Raw genomic sequence first — 18,124 nt, 5'->3', positions numbered from 1 at the left:
ATAGTCTAAAAGAAGAGGGTGGCATTTTATGAATACTGCCACTTTTCAAACATAAAAGGCAGGGATGATAATGGTATTGATGGGCATGCAGCTGACAATACTTTTATTTGACGCTTATTCTTTAAAAGACAAAAGAAGTGTCATTAAAAGTATTCTTCACAAATTAAGCAATCAATATAATGTCAGTACAGCTGAAATCGACGAGCTGGATACATTGAATAAAGCAGTCATCGGTATTGGAATCGTCGGAAATAATCGCGTACTTTGTGAAAAAGTGCTGCGTAAAACTATTGACTTTATAGAAGCAAACTATGAAGTTGAGATCATTGAAACAGAAATGATGGAATATTAATCATATTATAGGTCAAGTTTATAGTAAAGGATGAAATGAACGTGAAACTGCAGGCAAGTTTTCCAATCATAACGAAAGAAATCAGTACGTCACTAGCAGGATCATTAGCAAACTATACCAAGCCGCAACTGGTGGCACTAGCAGGAGAAGCTGCAAGTGAGATCAAAAAAAGCTCGAAAAAAGAAGTGTTGATCAATACACTTACTGAAGACATTCAACTGAAGTTTGAACAGTTTTATAAACCAGTCGTTATGGATCTGCTGGATAAATTCAGCAGTGAAATGGAACAAGCGACAGGCTTCAGCAATGTTGAGCAATTAGAAAGGCTAGCTCCCCTGATCAACAAAGGAATATTCTTTGTCTATCAGCAAGACGACTTGCTGGTGCTGGTCATTCCAGATGAACTTTGGGAATCTACACAAAATGATACGAGTACAGATGAGGTAGAAACAGCTTTTATCGAACTGGATCCGAAAGTCGTTGAAGAAGGTGCTGCAGTAAGGGATACATTCAATAAAGAAGCAGGATCTTATGCACTTCTGCATCAATGGAAACAGAATGCTGAGAACATATATGGGAATGTATCCCCAGAATATCTTTCCACTGTCTGGAATCGCTACTACACAGAACAGTTGACACCTCAGGAGATTGAATACATTATAAATGATCAATTATCTGATCAATAATCTGAAGGAAAGCAGGGATCTACCTTGAACATCGTAATAGACTCGGGAATTGACCAAAATGAATTTATGAGAATACGGTATGATTATCAATTTCTTCCGCTTAGCGTCATCATTAATGAAAAAGACTTCTTGGATCAAAAAGAGATCTCACTGGAGCAAGTTCATGAATATATGAGACAAGGCATTCTTCCGAAGACTTCTCAAATCTCTCCACAGTCTTTACTGGATATTCTTGAAGAAAGCCGAAGAAATAGAGAAGATGTTCTCTATATTTCTATCTACAGCCAATTTTCCGGTACTTTCCAAGTGGCGCATTCTCTGATCAATGAGTATAAAACCAACCACCCGGAGATGAATGTTGAACTTGTAGATTCTCTCGGCGGATCTGGTGGAGGTGCATTACTGGCGCTTCAGGCAATGGAAATGGCCAAGCAAAATGTGCCTTTTAGAACCGTTGTTGAGCAGACACGAAAGAATGCCAAGCATATCCGCTATCATTTCACATTGAGTGACTTGAATTGGCTGGTAAAAGGCGGGCGTTTATCAAGAGTAGCCGGTGCAGCTGGAACTGCCTTAAACATTAAACCTTATCTAACGGTCGATCACACGGGTATTATCGTTAAAAAACTGGTCAGAGGAAAAGAAAAAATCTATAAAAAGATCATCCAAGACGTTAAACAGGGAGTCGGAACCTTTGATGATCAACTTGTTACCGTTAGTCATGTTAATGATCTGGCATCTGCTCAAAAATTGGAAGAGATGGTCAAAGAAGCTTTACCCAATGCCTCTACGCAGATTTTTGATATCGGTGCAGTACTGGCAGCCCATCTAGGAATCGGAGGCGTCGGTGTCTTTTACTTCGATGAGGAGCCGGAAACATATTTGTATATAGAAGAATAAACATACAAACTATAAAAATAAATTACACAAAAAGCCATCCTGCATCAACGTGCTGGATGGTTTTTTTGTGTATAAGCGTATTATTTGTATACAGAAAACACTGTCTATATACTAAGTAGTAGTTAAGAAAAAAACAAAAAGGAGAGGTTCAAATGGAGAACATAGGAGACATGTTCCAAAATGCACTACAATCGTTTATTAACTATTTACCGCAGTTAGTTTCGGGTATTATTCTTATATTAGTGGCCTGGATTATTGCTACATTAGTAGGTAAAGCAGTTACTAAAGGGTTGAAAGCAACAGGTGCTGGAAAGCACATGGAGAAAATGTGGAATTCAGATTCAGATGGTTCATCACCATCAATGGTCGATACACTAGGCAAAGTAGCTTATTATCTAGTATGGGTATTATTCTTACCGGCAATCTTTTCTGCATTCGGGTTAGATTCAATCAGTCAGCCAATCACAAATATGATGGATACTGTACTGAACTTCTTGCCAAGTCTGATTGCAGCCGCAATTGTATTGGCAGTAGGATTTGTCGCAGCTAAGTTTGTTAAGAATCTGGTGTATAACATCTTATTGGCTGCAAACATTGATAAGCATCTTTCTAAATTAACTGGACAAGGTGAAAACTCTCCTAACATCCAGAAAAATAAAGGTACACTTGCTTCAGTGGTTGCAAATATCGTTTACTTCTTGATTTTGATTCCAATTATACTTGTAGCATTGGACGTCTTGAACATTGATACGATCGCTCAACCGATTAGTTCTGTCTTGAACACAATTCTTTCAGCGATTCCAAACATTTTAGTAGCAATCGTTCTGCTTGCAGTAGGATTTGCTATTGCTAAGTTTACTGGGGATATCCTGACAGATCTGCTGCAAAGTACAGGCGTCAACAGATATACTTCTTATATGAAAAAATCCAGCAACATGAATATTGATCTTGCGAAGATTATTGGACAAACTGTCGCTGTACTAATTGGCTTGTTCTTCTTAGTTGAAGCATTGAATGCATTAAATCTTGAAATGTTGAACCAGATTCTTAATGTAGTGATTGGTTACCTTCCAAATGTCCTGTTCGCAGTGATTATTATTGGACTTGGGTTTATCGGAGGCCAATTGTTAGCTTCTGCAATCAAGAGTACAACAGGCAGCATGATGGCTGGACTTGTAACGAAATATATCTTGATTGTCTTTTCAATCTTTATGGCACTTGATCAATTGAACTTTGCTTCTCAAATCGTTCAATATGCCTTCATCTTTATCATTGGTGGATTAGCTGTTGCTTTTGCACTATCATTCGGTTTAGGCGGACGAGAATTTGCTAAGAAACAATTACACCGTTTAGATCAAAAAATTGATGAAGAAGCACAAAAAACTGGAGATCCGAACGCAAAACCAAACTTGGACAACCCAATGCCAAAAGCATCAAAAAATGAAGACCCAAAACCAGATTTACCAAAAAAACCAAATAAACCTCAATAAGGAAATAGACAGATGACTGATCGTTTCTAATGATATAGAGGTGGATAAAGCACGGCTTTCTAATAAGGGAAGTCGTGTTTTTTTTGCTGTTTACAGCGACCATTTTACAGTTGATTAATCCATAAAAAATCGACACAGAAATGACAAAAATTGAAAACATTTGAACTTGTTGATTCAAATTTAACTTAATTAAAGACGCTGAATACAGCGGTTACATTATGAACAAAAGCCGCCACGCCAACATAGGATAAAGCGGTTGTAAAGTGAAGTGTTAGTTAATATCTTATGAATATACAGTAGAATATTTGCTGACGAGTCCTGTTAGATAAGCAGTGGAAACAATAGTCCAACTGTGAACTAGAAGAAGTCGCAAAATGGACACAGACATTTAATAAAGATTGTTGTATAATTTTATTTATCGATAAGCGATGAACGGAGCTTCGTTAAAAAACTGCAAAAAATATTGTGGATATTTATGACTGTTTTAAGAGAGTAGGCTGTAAAGTGATGCAAGAACAACAAAAAAGATTCATTTATGTCATAGAAACCGCTACAGAGTCAAGGGAATTGCTGATTGAAGACAATGAGATTTTGGAAAATGCAGATGGTGAAATCGATTGTCCTTTGGACTCTGTACTCAGTAAATACAAATTAGGGTTAGAAGATTTATTTGCGATGAAAGTTGCGACAGTTTCATTGATGGAAGAAGCCTGCAGCGCCCGTAAATTGATCAGAAGTATTTCATTTGAAAACTTAAGATTAAATAAATAATCTTTTAAAGATGAGGCAAGGTCTCAATAAAAAGCACAATCGCTTATATATCTAACTGCTAGATATATAAGCCGATTGTGCTTTTTGCTGTATATAGAGATTGGATGGCGAAGTTTAAGTGCTTATAAAATGATAAGTCTATTATTGATCTTTTCGAATATTTTCTTATTTTCGTTATTCTCGTTCTTTTCTATCTTTGCGTTCTTCTTCTTTTTCTTTTTCCAGTTGGTCGATCTTGTCTACATCAAATTTTTCAAAATCTTCTGGACGAGTTTCTTCCTCATTGTGATTCATTTCCGAAAAATTTTCATCGCCTAATAAGGATTTATCACGGTCAGGTATATGACCGTTTTGATCACTGTGGTCTCCTAATGGATAGGGTCCTTTAAATAACGGATCATCTGAGTTTGGCATCGTTATCCACCTTTCTGTTTTTTCTTTTCATCGCAAATCTATTTCTATTGTATCATCTAAAATTAAAAAGCGCTTACGAAACGATTCTGTGATACAATGAAGAAGAATATAAGCGGAAAATAGATATGCTGCCGATCGATTCTCATAAGAATAAACCAATAAATATGGTAAACTAGAGGGAGCATAGGAGGAAGAACGATGGATTGGCTTTTAATTATATTAGTAGTATTCAGTATTGGATTGTTGATATACCTTTATCTGCAGAATTATTACTTGGAAATAAATCAGTACACAGTAACGATTCCCAAGTTACATACAAATTTAAAAGGGAAAAAGATTTTGCATCTTTCTGATATACATTTAAAACCTCGATACAATAAGGGCTATATTGAACAAATCATCCAAAAGTCTAAAGACTGTGAACCGGATATAATTGTATTGACTGGGGATTTGGTTCAAGCTGGTCTGGAAGATTTAACGGATGTACCAATACGAAAATTATGTGATGGATTGACATCGATTGCCCCTACTTATTTTATAACAGGCAATCACGATATCCAGACGGCAAAATTTGAAGATTTAACCTTTGTATTGAATACGTCCCGGGTAAGAATACTTTTAGATGAGGCGGAATGGATTGATTTTGGAGAAAAGGAAGGCGGCATTGTGCTGATGGGACTCGCTGAACGTGCCAAAACGGCAGAAGTTCCCAGACCGAGACTGAAATATATTGAGCTGACGCCAGAAATGAGCAAACAGCCCAAGATTTTATTAGCGCACCGTCCGGAACATTTCAAAGAATATCTGGACGATAAAACCAAAGCTCCTGCTTTAACACTGGCTGGGCACACCCATGCCGGTCAGATGAGAGTGCCTTTTATAGGAGGAGCATTTGCCCCGGGACAAGGATTTTTACCGAAATATGACTACGGTATTTTCTCAGATGAAGAAGATGCTTCAAAAAGAATGATCATCACAAGAGGTATCGGGAATTCCAGTTTTCCTTTCAGATTGAATAACCGACCGGAACTAGTATTGATTACATTAAATTAAAGGATTTCAAACTAAAATAATTAATGAAAGAGGCGATGATATGAGTAAACTACAGTTAGGTGTTATCGGGACAAGCAGTATCAGCGAGGTTTTCGTTCAAGCGGCGCTGGATACGGAGGCGTATACATTAAAAGCAGTGTATTCAAGAACAAAAGAAAAAGCGGAAAAATTTGGGAAACCATTTAATGCAGAAGAGTATATTGATGACTTTGAGCAGTTTGTCCAACACCCGGACCTGGATGTCATATATATTGCTTCGCCAAACGGACTGCATTTTGAACAGACGATGGCGGCACTGAACGGCAAGAAACATGTCATCGTTGAAAAGCCGGCTTTTACCAATCCTGATCAGTGGGAAGAAGCCAGTCAGCTTGCTGAAAAAAATGATCTGGTCCTTGTGGAAGCAGCCAGACATATTCACGAAGATAACTTTCATACTGTGAAAGAAAAAATCAGTCAGCTGGACAGTATTCAAGGAGCGACTTTGACTTATATGAAGTACTCCTCAAGGTACAATCTGGTACTGGAAGGCGAAGAACCGAATATCTTTTCTACGAAATTTGCCGGCGGGGCATTAATGGATCTTGGGATCTATACGTTATATGCAGCGGTCAGCTGGTTTGGAGAGCCTGAAGAAGCGCATTACTTTGCTCAGAAAGTTCGCACAGGAGTTGATGGTAAAGGAACTGCGATTTTAAGATATACTGACTTTGACATCACATTGATTTTTGGAAAAACGGCAACATCCACCTTGCCATCAGAAATTTACAGTATCGAAAAAACGTTGAGATTAAATGGCGTGGTAGGAATCGAAGCGCTGGAAGAAATCAGTACTCAAGATGGATCAGAATCTAAAGTGGACATTCACCCAGCAGCTGAGAACACACTCTATGAAGAAGCAAAAGCTTTTGCTAAAGTGATCAACCAGAAAGAAGAACCAGAATCAAAAGAAAAATTGGCAGAGTGGACAGAATTAGGAAAAGCCGTAAACCGTACGCTGTTTAAACTAAGAACGAGTGCAAAATTGTCTTTTAATGACGGGAAGCAGTAAATAAGGTAAAATAAAGATATAGTTGATTATCCAGCATTCGATGACGTGTATCAGTGAAAGGGTCAAGGGGATTCCATAAAGGGGAGAAGGAATATGGCTGCCACACATATCATGTTGATTTGTGCTACAGGATTAAGTTCTAAAATGCTGAGTTCTAAAATGCGAAAAGCTGCTGATGCAAAGGGAATAGACGCGGTTATAACGGCTGTATCTGCTAGTGATGCCCAGGCTCAACTGGCAACCAGAGAAATTGATGTACTGCTTTTGGGCCCTCAAGTTCGTTACATGAGATCCAAATACACCAAGACATTGAAAGAAAGAAACATTGCTGTAGACGTGATAGAGATCAAGGATTACGGTATGCTAAACGGAGAAAAAATATTAGAAAAAGCCATGCAGGTAAGTAAAACGGGAGAACTTTCCCAATAAAGAATAAGAAAGACGCTTATGGATCGACGTTGGTTCATAAGCGTTTTTTACTGTAAAATTGAACACTTTATGAAATATAACTAGTTTTAAAAAGGGACATATTTAACTTTTTAAATTTTTTTAAAATAAAGGCTTGTTTTTGAAATTGAATTTGTGTATAGTAAATTTTGTTAAGTGATTTATTTTAACTTTACCTTAGCAATAGCAATTATAATGGTTTATTTCATACATAGAAAGGAGGCGCTGCATCATGAAAAATTTAATTATTACTCAATTGCAGCTGAGTCTAAATTCATTATACGTTAATATTTTACGACCAAAAACCTCCTTTTCCCAAATAGAATGGTAGTTTTGTTTTTTGAGTGATGAGTGTCAGTGTGCACGCATAGAAAACCTCAAGGAACACACATAGTGACCACAGTCTATTTCTCGAGTTTCGAGGGGTAGACTGTATTTTTTTGCACTCAATTACAAAAAAGTTAGGGTCACACAACTACCTCATTCACTTGAGGAAAAGGACGAGAGGAAGATGTTATGTTCGATGTAATCAAAAAACTGAAATTCTTTTTCAAAGAAAATGCTCTTCAGTACATATTATCATTTATCGCCTTAGGATTAGGGAATCTTTGTGCAGTAACCATTCCTTACATTGTTGGTAGAATAATCGATGATATTGTCAGTGGAGCAATGAATACCCAGCGGTTGCAAATGTACAGTATTGCATTTGCTGCACTCATTATTATCACGTACCTACTAGATTTTTCTTGGGTATTCGGACTATTTTCTGGAGCTTACAAACTTCAAAAACAAATGCGCAGCAAAATGATGCGTCACCTATTAAGGATGCGTGCCCCTTATTTTGAACAATTCAGAACAGGGGATCTGATGGCCCGCGGAACGCAGGATATACGTGCCTTAGCAGATACAGCTGGTTACGGAATGGAAGTATTGATGACTTCTACTGTTTATCTAGGTGTACTCATCGTGATGATGGGCGTATCTGTCAGCTGGACGTTGACGGCAGCTACGATCCTGCCGCTGATTCCGATTATTCTGGTATTTAGAAAAATGGGTGCACAAATCGATGAACAATTCGAAGTATCACAGCAATCATTTTCTAAAGTCAATGATGATGTTTTGGAAATGGTGGACGGTACACGAGTCATCCGCGCATATGTTAAAGAAGAAGATTTCATCAATAAATTCAAACAGCAAACACAAGATTTATACGAGAAAAATAATCGAGTATCAAAAACCGGTGCGATATTCGGACCGACAGTCAAAACTTTTGAAGGCATCAGTGTAATCGTTGCATTAAGTTACGGCAGCTTCCTGGTTGCATCTGGAGCACTCTCGGTAGGAGACATTGTAGCGTTCCAACTATACTTGGGGATGACAATCTGGCCGATTATTGCCGTTTCAGAACTGATTTTGATTTTGCGTCAGGGTAGTGCTTCAATGCGCCGCGTAGAAGAAATTATGGATGCAACTGATGGTGTAAACCTAAATGGAAAAGCAGATATATCAGAAGTAGAAGACATTGAGTTTAATCACTTTAACTTCACCTATGGATCCAGTGAATCCATCAATCTTGAAAACCTGGATTTGGATCTGAATAAAGGGAAAATGCTGGGTATTGTCGGGAAAACTGGTTCAGGAAAGACAACATTGATTCGTCAACTGCTGAATCAGTATCCCATTGGTTCAGGCGCCTTCAATATGGGCGGAAATGCTTATCATCACTATCAAGATCCGGCCTTGCGCCGTCTGATCGGGTATGTTCCGCAAGACCACGTTTTGTTCAGCCGCAGTGTCCGTGAAAATATCAGCTTTGGTAAAACGGGTGCAACGGATGAAGAAATTATGACCAGCATTCGCTACGCATCATTTGAAGAAGATTTGAAAAAAATGGAGCGCGGTTTAGATACATTGATCGGTGAAAAAGGTATGTCCATTTCAGGCGGTCAAAAACAAAGAATTTCAATCGCAAGAGCATTGCTGAAAGATCCGCAGATACTGATCTTAGATGATTCCTTATCAGCAGTGGATGCCAAAACGGAACAGAATATCATTTCAAATATCCAGGAAGTCAGAAAAAACAAAACCACCATTATCACTACACACAGATTATCAGCAGTGAAACAAGCCGATGAAATCATTGTAATGGATAATGGGAAAATCATTGAACGGGGAACGCATGATGAACTGATTGCGCAGCAAGGCTGGTATTATGAACAGTTCCTCCGACAAGAAATCAAGTCCAAAGAATCAATAGATGAGGAAGGAGAATAATTTATGCGAACAGTCAAACGACTCCTCTCATATATGAAATATTTTAAATGGCAGTTTGGAATCGGTATCTTATTACTGCTTTTTGCAACCATCACAGATTTAAGTGCACCGATCATTGCACAAAGAATCATTGATAATGTCATTACACCGGCCGCCGAAAGTGGAGAAGCATTCGGTCCTGTACTGATGCAGCTGGTCATCATTTATGCCATTTTGATGTTTTCTACAGCTGTACTCAGGTACTTCAGCCAAATCATTCGAATGAAAGCCGCTAATGGTTCCGTAAAAATGATTCGTGATGAAGTATATGAAAAAGTTCAAAAAATGCCGGTCCAGTACTTTGATAATCTGCCGGCTGGAAAAGTCGTAGCCCGAATCACTAATGATACGGAGTCTCTTCGCCAGCGCTTTTACGTTACTGCAATCGGGCAAATCCTGATGAACGTCATGTATGTCGTCGGAACGTACGCGGCTATTACGATCTTTAACCAAACGCTTGGATTGCTCTTATTGCTATTGATCCCAGTCATTTATTTCTGGAACAAGATTTATACGAAATATGCAGGTGAATATAATCGCCGAGAACGGGACTTAAACTCAGATATCAATGCTAAATTAAACGAGTCGATCCAGGGTATGCCGATTATTCAAGCTTTTGAACAAGAAGGCAAGATTGAAGAAGAGTTTTCAGAAATCAATGAAGAATGGTACGGCGTCATGAAAAAATACGTGATACTCGATGCCAGCTTCCAATTTACAGTAGCCGATCTGCTGAGAAGACTGACCCTATTAATTGTATTCGTCTATTTCAGTACTCAATTCATCGGCGGTACGTTAGGTGTTTCAGTCGGGATGCTCTACTTGTTCAGCGATTATATCAGTCGTTTGTATGAACCGATCAAAGGAACGATTCAGCAAATGACATTTGTACAGCAAGCCATTGCAGCTGGAGATAGAGTATTTGAGCTGCTGGACAAAGAACCCGAAGAGAATGCTTCAGAAAAAATGACCATGACAAATGGACAAGTGAAATTTACAAATGTCGGATTCGGATATAATGAAGAAAAACAAGTATTGAAACAAATTGATTTCACTGCTGAACCCGGACAAACCGTCGCTTTAGTCGGACATACAGGATCAGGTAAGAGCTCAATCATGAACTTGCTGTTCAGATTCTATGATCCGCAAGAAGGGACCATTGAAATAGATGGACAGAATACTAAGCTGTATTCAAGACAGTCCGTTCGAGAAAAAATGGGGATCGTTCTTCAAGATCCATTCTTGTTTACGGGTACCATCTTGTCTAACATCACATTGGACAATCCTAATATTTCTAAAGAAACCGCAATGAAAGCATTGAAAGATGTCGGCGGAGAAGAAATGCTGGAAAAATTTGAAAAAGGACTGGACGAACCGGTCGTCGAAAAAGGCAGCACCTTAAGCTCCGGTCAACGGCAATTGATTTCATTTGCCAGAGCCTTAGCCTTTAATCCGAAGATTTTGATCCTGGATGAAGCAACCAGCTCCATTGATACTGAAACAGAAGACATCATCCAGCATGCCATGGACGTGTTGAAAGAGGGCAGAACGACATTCATCATCGCTCACCGCCTATCTACGATCCAACATGCCGACCAGATCTTAGTATTGGATCAAGGAGAAATCATCGAACAAGGCAACCATGATAGTTTGCTGTCACAAAAAGGCGCCTACGCAGAAATGTACCAAATGCAGAAAAAAGGCGTAAAAATGGTCTCATAATATTAAAAGGAATGTTGAGCAGTGTCTCAGCATTCCTTTTTGTTTTTGGAGAAAAGTGAAGAGCGGTACGGTTAGATTTTAAAATAATACGAGGGCGAAAGGGAGGATTCGGAGAGTTAATGATTCTTCTCGAAAATAACATGTAGAATAAAGGGGAAATTCAGCGACTTAGCGTTGCATAAGTGAAGTAACATGGTGAATAGAGGATAGATTCAACGAGATACTGTTCTATACTGAAAATAACGTGTAGAATAACAACAGGATTCGACGACTTACGAAGATAAATTTAAAGCAACGTGTGGAATAAGATGCGTATTCGACGAGATACGGATCTATATTGAGAATAACGTGTGGAATAATGACTTGATTCGACGACTTATCGGTTAGAGATTTGAATAACATGCAGAATAAAGGATGAATACAGTGAGATAAAAGATAAGATTGGAAATAACGTACCGAATAATGAACCTATTCGTCGAGATAAGTATGAATATTGAAAATAACATATGGAATAAAAGTCTAATTAGTAGTTTTTCGCATCCTCAAAAGGCTTAAAACGAGCAATCGTCAAAACGTGGTGTAAAAGTAAACGGAGGGAAAAGTAAACGACCCTAGAGGGAATTGAACCCCCGACCTAGTGCTTAGGAGGCACTTGCTCTATCCTACTGAGCTATAGGGTCATGACAGTTTAAAAAATCAATAAACGAATGTAACTCAACTATTATATCAGAAAATTCCTTTTTTTGCTGAAAAGGTGACATGGATTCTTAACTACTATAGAAAAGTAAGACGAATTATCATATAATGACGATAAGACTAATGAGATGGAGTGGTAGACATGAAAGTATCTACGAAATGGGAAGGCAATCTGGCTTTCACAATGAATAATGGCAAAGGAAAAGAACTGAAAATGGATGCTGGAGAAGCAGCCGGCGGTAACGGCAATGGAGTCTCTCCAATGGAAGCTGTTCTGGGTGGACTAGCCGGATGTATGGGCATTGATATGTATATGATATTAAAACCCTATCAAGAGAAATTGGAAAATATTGAAATCGAAACAGACGGCGAAAGAAATGAAGAACCTCCAAAATATTTCAAAAAAGTCTTAGTAACCGTTCATGTAGACGGAGATGTTCCGGCAAGCCGTGTATGGCGTGCTGTAAAGTTAAGCGATGAAAAATACTGCTCAGTGGCTAATTCATTGAAAGCTGAATTGAGTTATAAAGTCGTTTTAAATGGAGAAGAAGTCGAACAAAATTAAATTGAATGTTGGGAAGCCTTTCTCGCTTTGATCGTATTTAACGACAAGTGAAAGAGGCTTTTTTCAATAGGATAATAGTGAAGTCCAGTAGCAAATACTGTAGGCCTTAGTTGAATGTTACGTTAAGCAGCATAGAACCGTTCCTTATTTTGCGCTCTCATATCGTAATTTATGCTGAGTGCCGAAAATAGGCGGCTATTCTATGAAGCCGAGCCAGCGTTTAGCGTGAGTACTAAGAATAGGCGGCTTATTCTGCGAACTCGAGCCAATAATCAGGGTGAGCACCGAGAATAGGCGGCTTATTCTCCGAACTCAAGCCAACAAACAGGATGAGTACCGAGAATTTGCGGTTTATTCTGCGAACTCAAGCCAACAAACAGGATGAGTACCAAAAATGGGCGGACTACTCTACGAACTCAATCCAGCATCCAAATTGAGTACCGAGAAACTGCGACGTATTCTACCAACTCACCGCAGCACTCAAAACGAGTACCGACAATCCGCAACACATTCTACCAATTCACCACAGCATTCAAGTTAAGCACCAAAAATTCGCGACTTCGCCTAAGAAGTCAGATCAAATTTCCAACTCAGCACCAAAAACATCTTCTTAAACCGACATATGAAACTCCGCAGCAGCGGACTAAAATCTCTATGACCACCTTTTAAAATACCAAGCTCCATCTATCTTCTGAATTGCTTTCCTAAATAAAAATCTCTAAACTGAAAGTAAAGAAAGCAATTACATAAGGAGTGAATTGAATGGCAACATTTACTGGAACGATGCAGTCGAAGGAATTGATGCGTAAAGTAACATTCTCCGCGATTCTTCCTTCAAGCACAAAATCGATCTATGACCCGCAGTCGGAGGCATATGCGACGCAAGGGCCTTTTAAAACTTTGTATCTTCTGCATGGATGGGACGGAAATCACGATGACTGGATTCAAAATTCCAGGATTGTGGAGGTAGCAACGAAGTTTGGGATTGCAGTGATTTTGCCCTCTGGAGAGAACAGTTTCTATGCGGATCACCCGAGCGGAGAAAATTATGGAAAATTTATTGGGGGAGAACTGATTAATGAAACAAGACACCTGTTTAATTTGTCGTCTAAAAGAGAAGAAACTTATATCGGCGGACTTTCTATGGGAGGATATGGTGCTTTGCGAAATGGTTTAGCCTATCCGGAAACCTTCTCAAAAATTGCTGCGTTTTCCAGTAGAGTGCTTAAAGCTGATGAGCCGCTGCACGACTTGTCCACTACGGATCGATTAAACTCTAAACTACAATCGATCATAGGCTCCAACTCCTACAAGGATCTCAAGCCAGAAATGGATATTTACAAGCTTGTGCTGGGGCAACCTCGTCCAGAGTTATACATTGCTTGCGGAACAGAAGATTTTATTTATGAAGATAGTCAAGCGCTCCATAGGTACTTAAATGAAAATGAGATTGATCACATTTATAAAACTTCAGCCGGTGGTCACGAATGGGATTTTTGGGACCATTATATAGAGCAAGCAGCACAGTGGATGGTAGAAGAATAAAGGGAAATATTAGAGAACGGTTTCGCTGCAAATTAATGGATTCAGCGAAACCGTTTTATTAAAAAAATCTCATCTTTAAGAAAAGGCTTGCAAAAATAAATTTGATTTAATATAATTCATTTATCGAAACGTTTCGAAAGGACGTGGTTGGATATGACAATCATTGATGCTTCATTTTTTTCAGAGAATTTAACAAGGAAAGTCAGCTTTTCTGCTATTATTCCTGAAAATAACAGAGCATCGGGTGCATTGCAGACACTTTATCTTTTACATGGATACAGTGGTGATCGTAAAGATTGGTTATATGCAGGACAGATTGAACAGTTGGCAGAGAATTATGGCATTGCAGTCATCCTGCCTAATGGAGAGAACAGTTACTATGTTGATCATCCAAACGGATTAGGATACGGAAAGCTTACTGGAGAAGAATTAGTAAGAGAAACTAGATCTTTATTTCCGCTTTCTGAGAAGAGAGAAGATACATGGATTGCTGGACTTTCGATGGGCGGATACGGAGCGTTAAGAAATGGTCTGTACTATGATCAGACATTTAGTAAAATTGCTGCACTATCCAGCCGGATCTTGACTAGGAAGCCGGAAGATCCGACGCATACTTATCCGGATCGCATTATGAAAGTATTAATTGGAAGTGACAAGACAGCAGATATGCCGGATGAAATGGATTTATATCATTTAGCGGAAAACAGCGGTCAGCAACCAGCACTTTATATGGCATGCGGGACTAGTGACTTTTTGTATAAAGATAATGTAGAATTTCACGCATATCTGAAGCAAGCAGACTATCCTCATCAATATGTGGAAGACGAAGGAGACCATAATTGGGAATTCTGGAATCAGCAGATTATATCAGCTTTAGATTGGCTGACTGAAAAAGAACAGCTAAACACGTAAGGGTTTACAACTATAAAAGAACATGCTATATTTTAGGTGAATTAAATTTTTTTGAAGTTTTGTCGAAACGTTTCGACAACCAGATTTCAAAATTAGCGTAAATGATCAAATAAGAAAAAATTAGGAGGAACCACAATGGTAAAAATGAATAAATTAGTATTTGGAACTGCATCTCTACTATCAATGAGTTTGCTAGCAGCATGCGGAAACGGTGGAGATGGCGGAGATGAAGGTGCTTCAGAAGGCGGGTCAGATACATTATCTGTTTGGGTAATGGGAGACGGAAATGAGTCTGTTCAACCGATTTTTGACGCATATACAGAAGAAACTGGCGTAGAAGTCAATCTTCAAAGTATTCCTTGGTCAGCTGTTCATGACCGTTTATTAACGGCTGTAGCTTCCGGAGAAGGTCCGGATGTTGTGCAAATGGGATCAACTTATATGGCTGAATTTGTTGATGCAGGTGCATTGATGGATATCTCTGAATATATTGAATCTGAAGAAGCGCTCAGTCCTGATAACTTTTTTGAAGGAAACGTAGCGACAACAATGTTTGAAGACAACTATTATGCTGTACCTTGGTATACAGAAACACGTGCGCTATACTACAGAACAGATTTGCTGGAAGAAGTTGGTTATCCAGAAGGACCGAGCACTTGGGATGAATTATATGACGCGGCTGTACAATTATCAGAACGCGGCGACAACATGTACGGATTTGATATCAACTTACAAGAGCAGACCTTTGGACCTATGTTCGCAATGCAAAATGGTTCTGAAGTGATCACAGAAGACAATACTGCTGTAATGAATGAACCAGAATTTGTAGAAGCCATTGAATATCTTCACAGTTTTGCAGAAGCAGGAGCTTCACCGATGCAGGACTTAGGTATTGAAATTTCTCAAAGCTTCGGTGGTGAAGGAATCGTTCCAATGTTTATTTCCGGACCATGGTCAATTACAGCTATTGAAGATCAGACGACGGATATTGAAGGTGAATGGGATATCAGAACACTTCCAGAAGGACCTGTCAGCAACGTTTCTAACACCGGCGGCGCAAACTTAGCCGTATGGGAAGGATCAGACAACCCGGATCAGGCAATTGATTTGATTGAGCATATTGTCAGTACGGAAAGCTTATTGACTTACTATGATACAACTAGTTCTCTGCCGGCATTGATGTCAGCTTGGGAAGAAGAGCCGTTCCAAGATGAAAAAGTTGCCGTCTTTGGAGAACAGCTTGAAAACTCTGAACATATGCCATTGATCGTTGGATGGGATAGAGTCTCACAAGCCTATCTTTCAAGTTTCGAACAAATTATGGTTGGTGGATCAGACATTCAAGAAACGCTGGATAACTTGAACCAAGAAGTACAATCGATCATCGAATAATCAATCAGATTATTAGAAAAGTAAACTCCATAAATTCAGAGAATTGAATAGATCCTATTCATTCTCTGAATTTTGATTTTAGAGAGGACGTTTTATATGAAGAGTAAAAAAGCACCCTATTTCTTTATTGCACCAGCTATTATATTACTGCTGATGTTTTCCATTTTCCCTATCCTGATTGCGTTGCTGATCAGTTTTACAGATATGAGCCTAGCTGGCTTGGCAGATTATTCAAGAATTGAGTTTCTTGGTCTGCAAAATTATCAAAATATCTTGCAGGATAATGTCTTTATTCAATCTATTACCAACACCTTATTTTATGTTTTGTTTGGTGTTCCCCTGGTGATTCTTTTTTCACTGACGATAGCGATCTTGATCAATATGGGGAAAACGAAGTACTTTTCCTTTATGAGAGTGGTGTTTTATTCTCCATCAATCACGAATATTGTAGCTGTTGCCATTGTTTGGGCGTTTCTATTTAACCCTAGTGAAAGTATCGGATTGATCAATCAAATGTTAAGCACAGTGGGCATTCAACCGATCGGCTGGTTGACAAACACTGATGTTTCAAAATTTTCACTAGTTATCCTTGCAGTTTGGAGAGGGATCGGGATTAATATGCTGATTTTCTCAGCAGCTTTGCAAAACATTCCCAAAACCATGTATGAAGCTGCCGAACTGGATGGCGCAACAAAATGGGAACAAATCTGGCATATTACGATTCCTCAGCTTAAATTCTCAACGTCATTCGTTACGATCACTACGATCATCGGATGGCTGCAGTTCTTCGAAGAGCCATTTGTAATGACAGACGGAGGTCCGTTGAACAGTACAATGAGTGTGGCGCTATTTATCTACCGCAACGGTTTCCAAAATAACCAGTTCGGTTATGCCGCAGCAGGTTCACTGCTTTTATTCGTTGTGATTATTGCAGCGACTATGATTCAGTTAAGACTGCAAAGACGTGGACAGAATTAAGAGGAGGATCAATCAATGATTAATATCAGTAAAAAACTAAAGATTACGATAGGGGTCGTCTTGGGGCTTTGGGGACTGGTTACCGTTATTCCATTTTTGTGGATGATTTTATCAGCTTTCAAAACCAATGCTGAAATCGTGTCGACTCAACCCAACCTTTTTCCAAGTGAATGGACACTTGCGAACTTTGCTGAGCTGTTTCAGCGTCTGAACTTCGATGTTTATCTAGTTAATACAGCGATCATTACGCTGCTTGGCTTCGTTGGGCTATTCCTTAACGCCATGGCAGGCTTTGCGTTCGCACATTATGATTTTAAATTCAAAAACTTCTTATTCATATTAGTGCTGGCGACGATGATGATCCCAGGACAAGTAACGATGATTCCAGTGTACTTGCTGCTGAATCAAATGGGATTGACAAACACCTACCTAGGGATCGTTTTGCCGGGTCTGACCGGCGCATTCGGAATTTTCTTGTTTAGACAATTTTTCTCTAGTATTTCTGAAGAATTTTTTGAAGCAGCGAGATTAGACGGAGCCAGTGACTTTTATGTGTTTTTCCGAGTTGCCTTGCCGTTGTCCAAACCAATTATTGCTGTACAAGGGATCTTAACCTTTATCGCCGGTTGGAACTCTTTCTTATGGCCGTTGATTATCGCAAATGATCAAAGCTTCTACACACTATCTGTAGGCCTTCAGTTGCTGCAGGGACAGCATGCTACAAACTTTGCCTTACAAATGGCAGGAGCAGCGTTCATGGTGGTTCCGATCTTGATCATATTCATCATCTTCCAAAAATATATCCTCAGCGGATTTAATATTTCCGGCGGCAAATAA

At 39.0% G+C, this 18,124-nt stretch carries 17 protein-coding genes and 1 tRNA gene; 16 read left to right on the top strand and 2 right to left on the bottom strand.

Annotation, left to right across the window (positions count from 1 at the left end):
• The first annotated feature begins 64 nt into the window (after positions 1-64).
• The 5 genes from B6F02_RS07785 to B6F02_RS07765 all read left to right on the top strand — a co-directional run bounded on the left by B6F02_RS07785 (position 65) and on the right by B6F02_RS07765 (position 4,199).
• Complete coding sequence (locus tag B6F02_RS07785; RefSeq protein WP_256864672.1) at positions 65-352, top strand: DUF503 domain-containing protein; 288 nt, start codon at positions 65-67, stop codon at positions 350-352.
• 41 nt (positions 353-393) lie between these two features.
• On the top strand, positions 394-1,038 hold the full coding sequence (locus tag B6F02_RS07780) for a hypothetical protein (RefSeq protein ID WP_080146791.1): 645 nt from the start codon (positions 394-396) through the stop codon (positions 1,036-1,038).
• Between the two features lie 24 nt (positions 1,039-1,062).
• Positions 1,063-1,938 carry a DegV family protein gene (locus B6F02_RS07775; protein ID WP_256864671.1) on the top strand — a complete coding sequence of 292 codons (876 nt, stop codon included), beginning with the start codon at positions 1,063-1,065 and terminating at the stop codon, positions 1,936-1,938.
• 152 nt (positions 1,939-2,090) lie between these two features.
• Positions 2,091-3,428 (top strand): mechanosensitive ion channel, encoded by a 1,338-nt coding sequence (locus tag B6F02_RS07770; RefSeq protein WP_080146790.1) that lies wholly within the window; start codon positions 2,091-2,093, stop codon positions 3,426-3,428.
• 504 nt (positions 3,429-3,932) lie between these two features.
• Positions 3,933-4,199 carry a hypothetical protein gene (locus tag B6F02_RS07765; RefSeq protein WP_143745253.1) on the top strand — a complete coding sequence of 89 codons (267 nt, stop codon included), beginning with the start codon at positions 3,933-3,935 and terminating at the stop codon, positions 4,197-4,199.
• A gap of 174 nt (positions 4,200-4,373) precedes the next feature.
• On the opposite strand, the gene B6F02_RS07760 is transcribed toward B6F02_RS07765, so the two are convergent.
• Complete coding sequence (locus B6F02_RS07760; protein ID WP_080146788.1) at positions 4,374-4,613, bottom strand: hypothetical protein; 240 nt, start codon at positions 4,611-4,613, stop codon at positions 4,374-4,376.
• 198 nt (positions 4,614-4,811) lie between these two features.
• Between B6F02_RS07760 and B6F02_RS07755 the strand changes: the two genes are divergently transcribed.
• From B6F02_RS07755 to B6F02_RS07735, 5 genes are all read left to right on the top strand, one after another.
• Positions 4,812-5,666 (top strand): metallophosphoesterase, encoded by an 855-nt coding sequence (locus B6F02_RS07755; protein WP_080146787.1) that lies wholly within the window; start codon positions 4,812-4,814, stop codon positions 5,664-5,666.
• Between the two features lie 40 nt (positions 5,667-5,706).
• Positions 5,707-6,717 (top strand): Gfo/Idh/MocA family protein, encoded by a 1,011-nt coding sequence (locus tag B6F02_RS07750; RefSeq protein WP_080146786.1) that lies wholly within the window; start codon positions 5,707-5,709, stop codon positions 6,715-6,717.
• A 93-nt stretch (positions 6,718-6,810) separates the two neighbouring features.
• Positions 6,811-7,146 (top strand): PTS sugar transporter subunit IIB, encoded by a 336-nt coding sequence (locus tag B6F02_RS07745; protein WP_080146785.1) that lies wholly within the window; start codon positions 6,811-6,813, stop codon positions 7,144-7,146.
• A gap of 534 nt (positions 7,147-7,680) precedes the next feature.
• Entirely contained in the window at positions 7,681-9,438 is a 1,758-nt protein-coding gene (locus tag B6F02_RS07740) for an ABC transporter ATP-binding protein (protein WP_080146784.1), read from the top strand.
• Between the two features lie 3 nt (positions 9,439-9,441).
• The gene (locus B6F02_RS07735; protein WP_080146783.1) at positions 9,442-11,199 is read left to right on the top strand and encodes an ABC transporter ATP-binding protein; all 1,758 of its coding nucleotides are present in this window, start codon (positions 9,442-9,444) and stop codon (positions 11,197-11,199) included.
• A gap of 606 nt (positions 11,200-11,805) precedes the next feature.
• Here B6F02_RS07735 and B6F02_RS07730 read toward each other — a convergent pair.
• Positions 11,806-11,879: transfer RNA gene (locus tag B6F02_RS07730), tRNA-Arg, on the bottom strand.
• A gap of 158 nt (positions 11,880-12,037) precedes the next feature.
• Between B6F02_RS07730 and B6F02_RS07725 the strand changes: the two genes are divergently transcribed.
• The 6 genes from B6F02_RS07725 to B6F02_RS07700 all read left to right on the top strand — a co-directional run bounded on the left by B6F02_RS07725 (position 12,038) and on the right by B6F02_RS07700 (position 18,124).
• Complete coding sequence (locus B6F02_RS07725; protein WP_080146782.1) at positions 12,038-12,460, top strand: OsmC family protein; 423 nt, start codon at positions 12,038-12,040, stop codon at positions 12,458-12,460.
• Positions 12,461-13,222: 762 nt separating this feature from the next.
• A complete protein-coding gene (locus tag B6F02_RS07720; RefSeq protein ID WP_080146781.1) occupies positions 13,223-14,005 on the top strand; it encodes an alpha/beta hydrolase in 783 nt (260 codons plus the stop codon).
• Positions 14,006-14,158: 153 nt separating this feature from the next.
• Positions 14,159-14,917: an alpha/beta hydrolase gene (locus B6F02_RS07715; protein ID WP_080146780.1), complete on the top strand. Its 759-nt coding sequence runs from the start codon at positions 14,159-14,161 to the stop codon at positions 14,915-14,917.
• A gap of 135 nt (positions 14,918-15,052) precedes the next feature.
• On the top strand, positions 15,053-16,309 hold the full coding sequence (locus B6F02_RS07710; RefSeq protein WP_080146779.1) for a sugar ABC transporter substrate-binding protein: 1,257 nt from the start codon (positions 15,053-15,055) through the stop codon (positions 16,307-16,309).
• 96 nt (positions 16,310-16,405) lie between these two features.
• Positions 16,406-17,287, top strand: a complete 882-nt coding sequence (locus tag B6F02_RS07705; RefSeq protein ID WP_080146778.1) for a carbohydrate ABC transporter permease — start codon at positions 16,406-16,408, stop codon at positions 17,285-17,287.
• A 15-nt stretch (positions 17,288-17,302) separates the two neighbouring features.
• Entirely contained in the window at positions 17,303-18,124 is an 822-nt protein-coding gene (locus tag B6F02_RS07700; RefSeq protein WP_080146777.1) for a carbohydrate ABC transporter permease, read from the top strand.

This window comes from Marinilactibacillus piezotolerans (assembly GCF_900169305.1).
In the GTDB taxonomy this organism is placed as follows: domain Bacteria; phylum Bacillota; class Bacilli; order Lactobacillales; family Carnobacteriaceae_A; genus Marinilactibacillus; species Marinilactibacillus piezotolerans_A.
The sequence above is the reverse complement of the archived record's forward strand: the minus strand, read 5'-3'. Positions and strand labels throughout refer to the sequence as shown.

Excerpts from the sequence above, each read along its gene's own strand:
- B6F02_RS07705 (WP_080146778.1), top strand. The coding sequence starts at position 16,406 with ATGAAGAGTAAAAAAGCACCCTATTTCTTTATTGCACCAGCTATTATA.
- B6F02_RS07745 (WP_080146785.1), top strand. The coding sequence starts at position 6,811 with ATGGCTGCCACACATATCATGTTGATTTGTGCTACAGGATTAAGTTCT.
- B6F02_RS07700 (WP_080146777.1), top strand. The coding sequence starts at position 17,303 with ATGATTAATATCAGTAAAAAACTAAAGATTACGATAGGGGTCGTCTTG.
- B6F02_RS07720 (WP_080146781.1), top strand. The coding sequence starts at position 13,223 with ATGGCAACATTTACTGGAACGATGCAGTCGAAGGAATTGATGCGTAAA.
- B6F02_RS07740 (WP_080146784.1), top strand. The coding sequence starts at position 7,681 with ATGTTCGATGTAATCAAAAAACTGAAATTCTTTTTCAAAGAAAATGCT.
- B6F02_RS07760 (WP_080146788.1), bottom strand. The coding sequence starts at position 4,613 with ATGCCAAACTCAGATGATCCGTTATTTAAAGGACCCTATCCATTAGGA.
- B6F02_RS07785 (WP_256864672.1), top strand. The coding sequence starts at position 65 with ATGATAATGGTATTGATGGGCATGCAGCTGACAATACTTTTATTTGAC.
- B6F02_RS07710 (WP_080146779.1), top strand. The coding sequence starts at position 15,053 with ATGGTAAAAATGAATAAATTAGTATTTGGAACTGCATCTCTACTATCA.
- B6F02_RS07725 (WP_080146782.1), top strand. The coding sequence starts at position 12,038 with ATGAAAGTATCTACGAAATGGGAAGGCAATCTGGCTTTCACAATGAAT.
- B6F02_RS07750 (WP_080146786.1), top strand. The coding sequence starts at position 5,707 with ATGAGTAAACTACAGTTAGGTGTTATCGGGACAAGCAGTATCAGCGAG.
- B6F02_RS07715 (WP_080146780.1), top strand. The coding sequence starts at position 14,159 with ATGACAATCATTGATGCTTCATTTTTTTCAGAGAATTTAACAAGGAAA.
- B6F02_RS07735 (WP_080146783.1), top strand. The coding sequence starts at position 9,442 with ATGCGAACAGTCAAACGACTCCTCTCATATATGAAATATTTTAAATGG.
- B6F02_RS07770 (WP_080146790.1), top strand. The coding sequence starts at position 2,091 with ATGGAGAACATAGGAGACATGTTCCAAAATGCACTACAATCGTTTATT.
- B6F02_RS07755 (WP_080146787.1), top strand. The coding sequence starts at position 4,812 with ATGGATTGGCTTTTAATTATATTAGTAGTATTCAGTATTGGATTGTTG.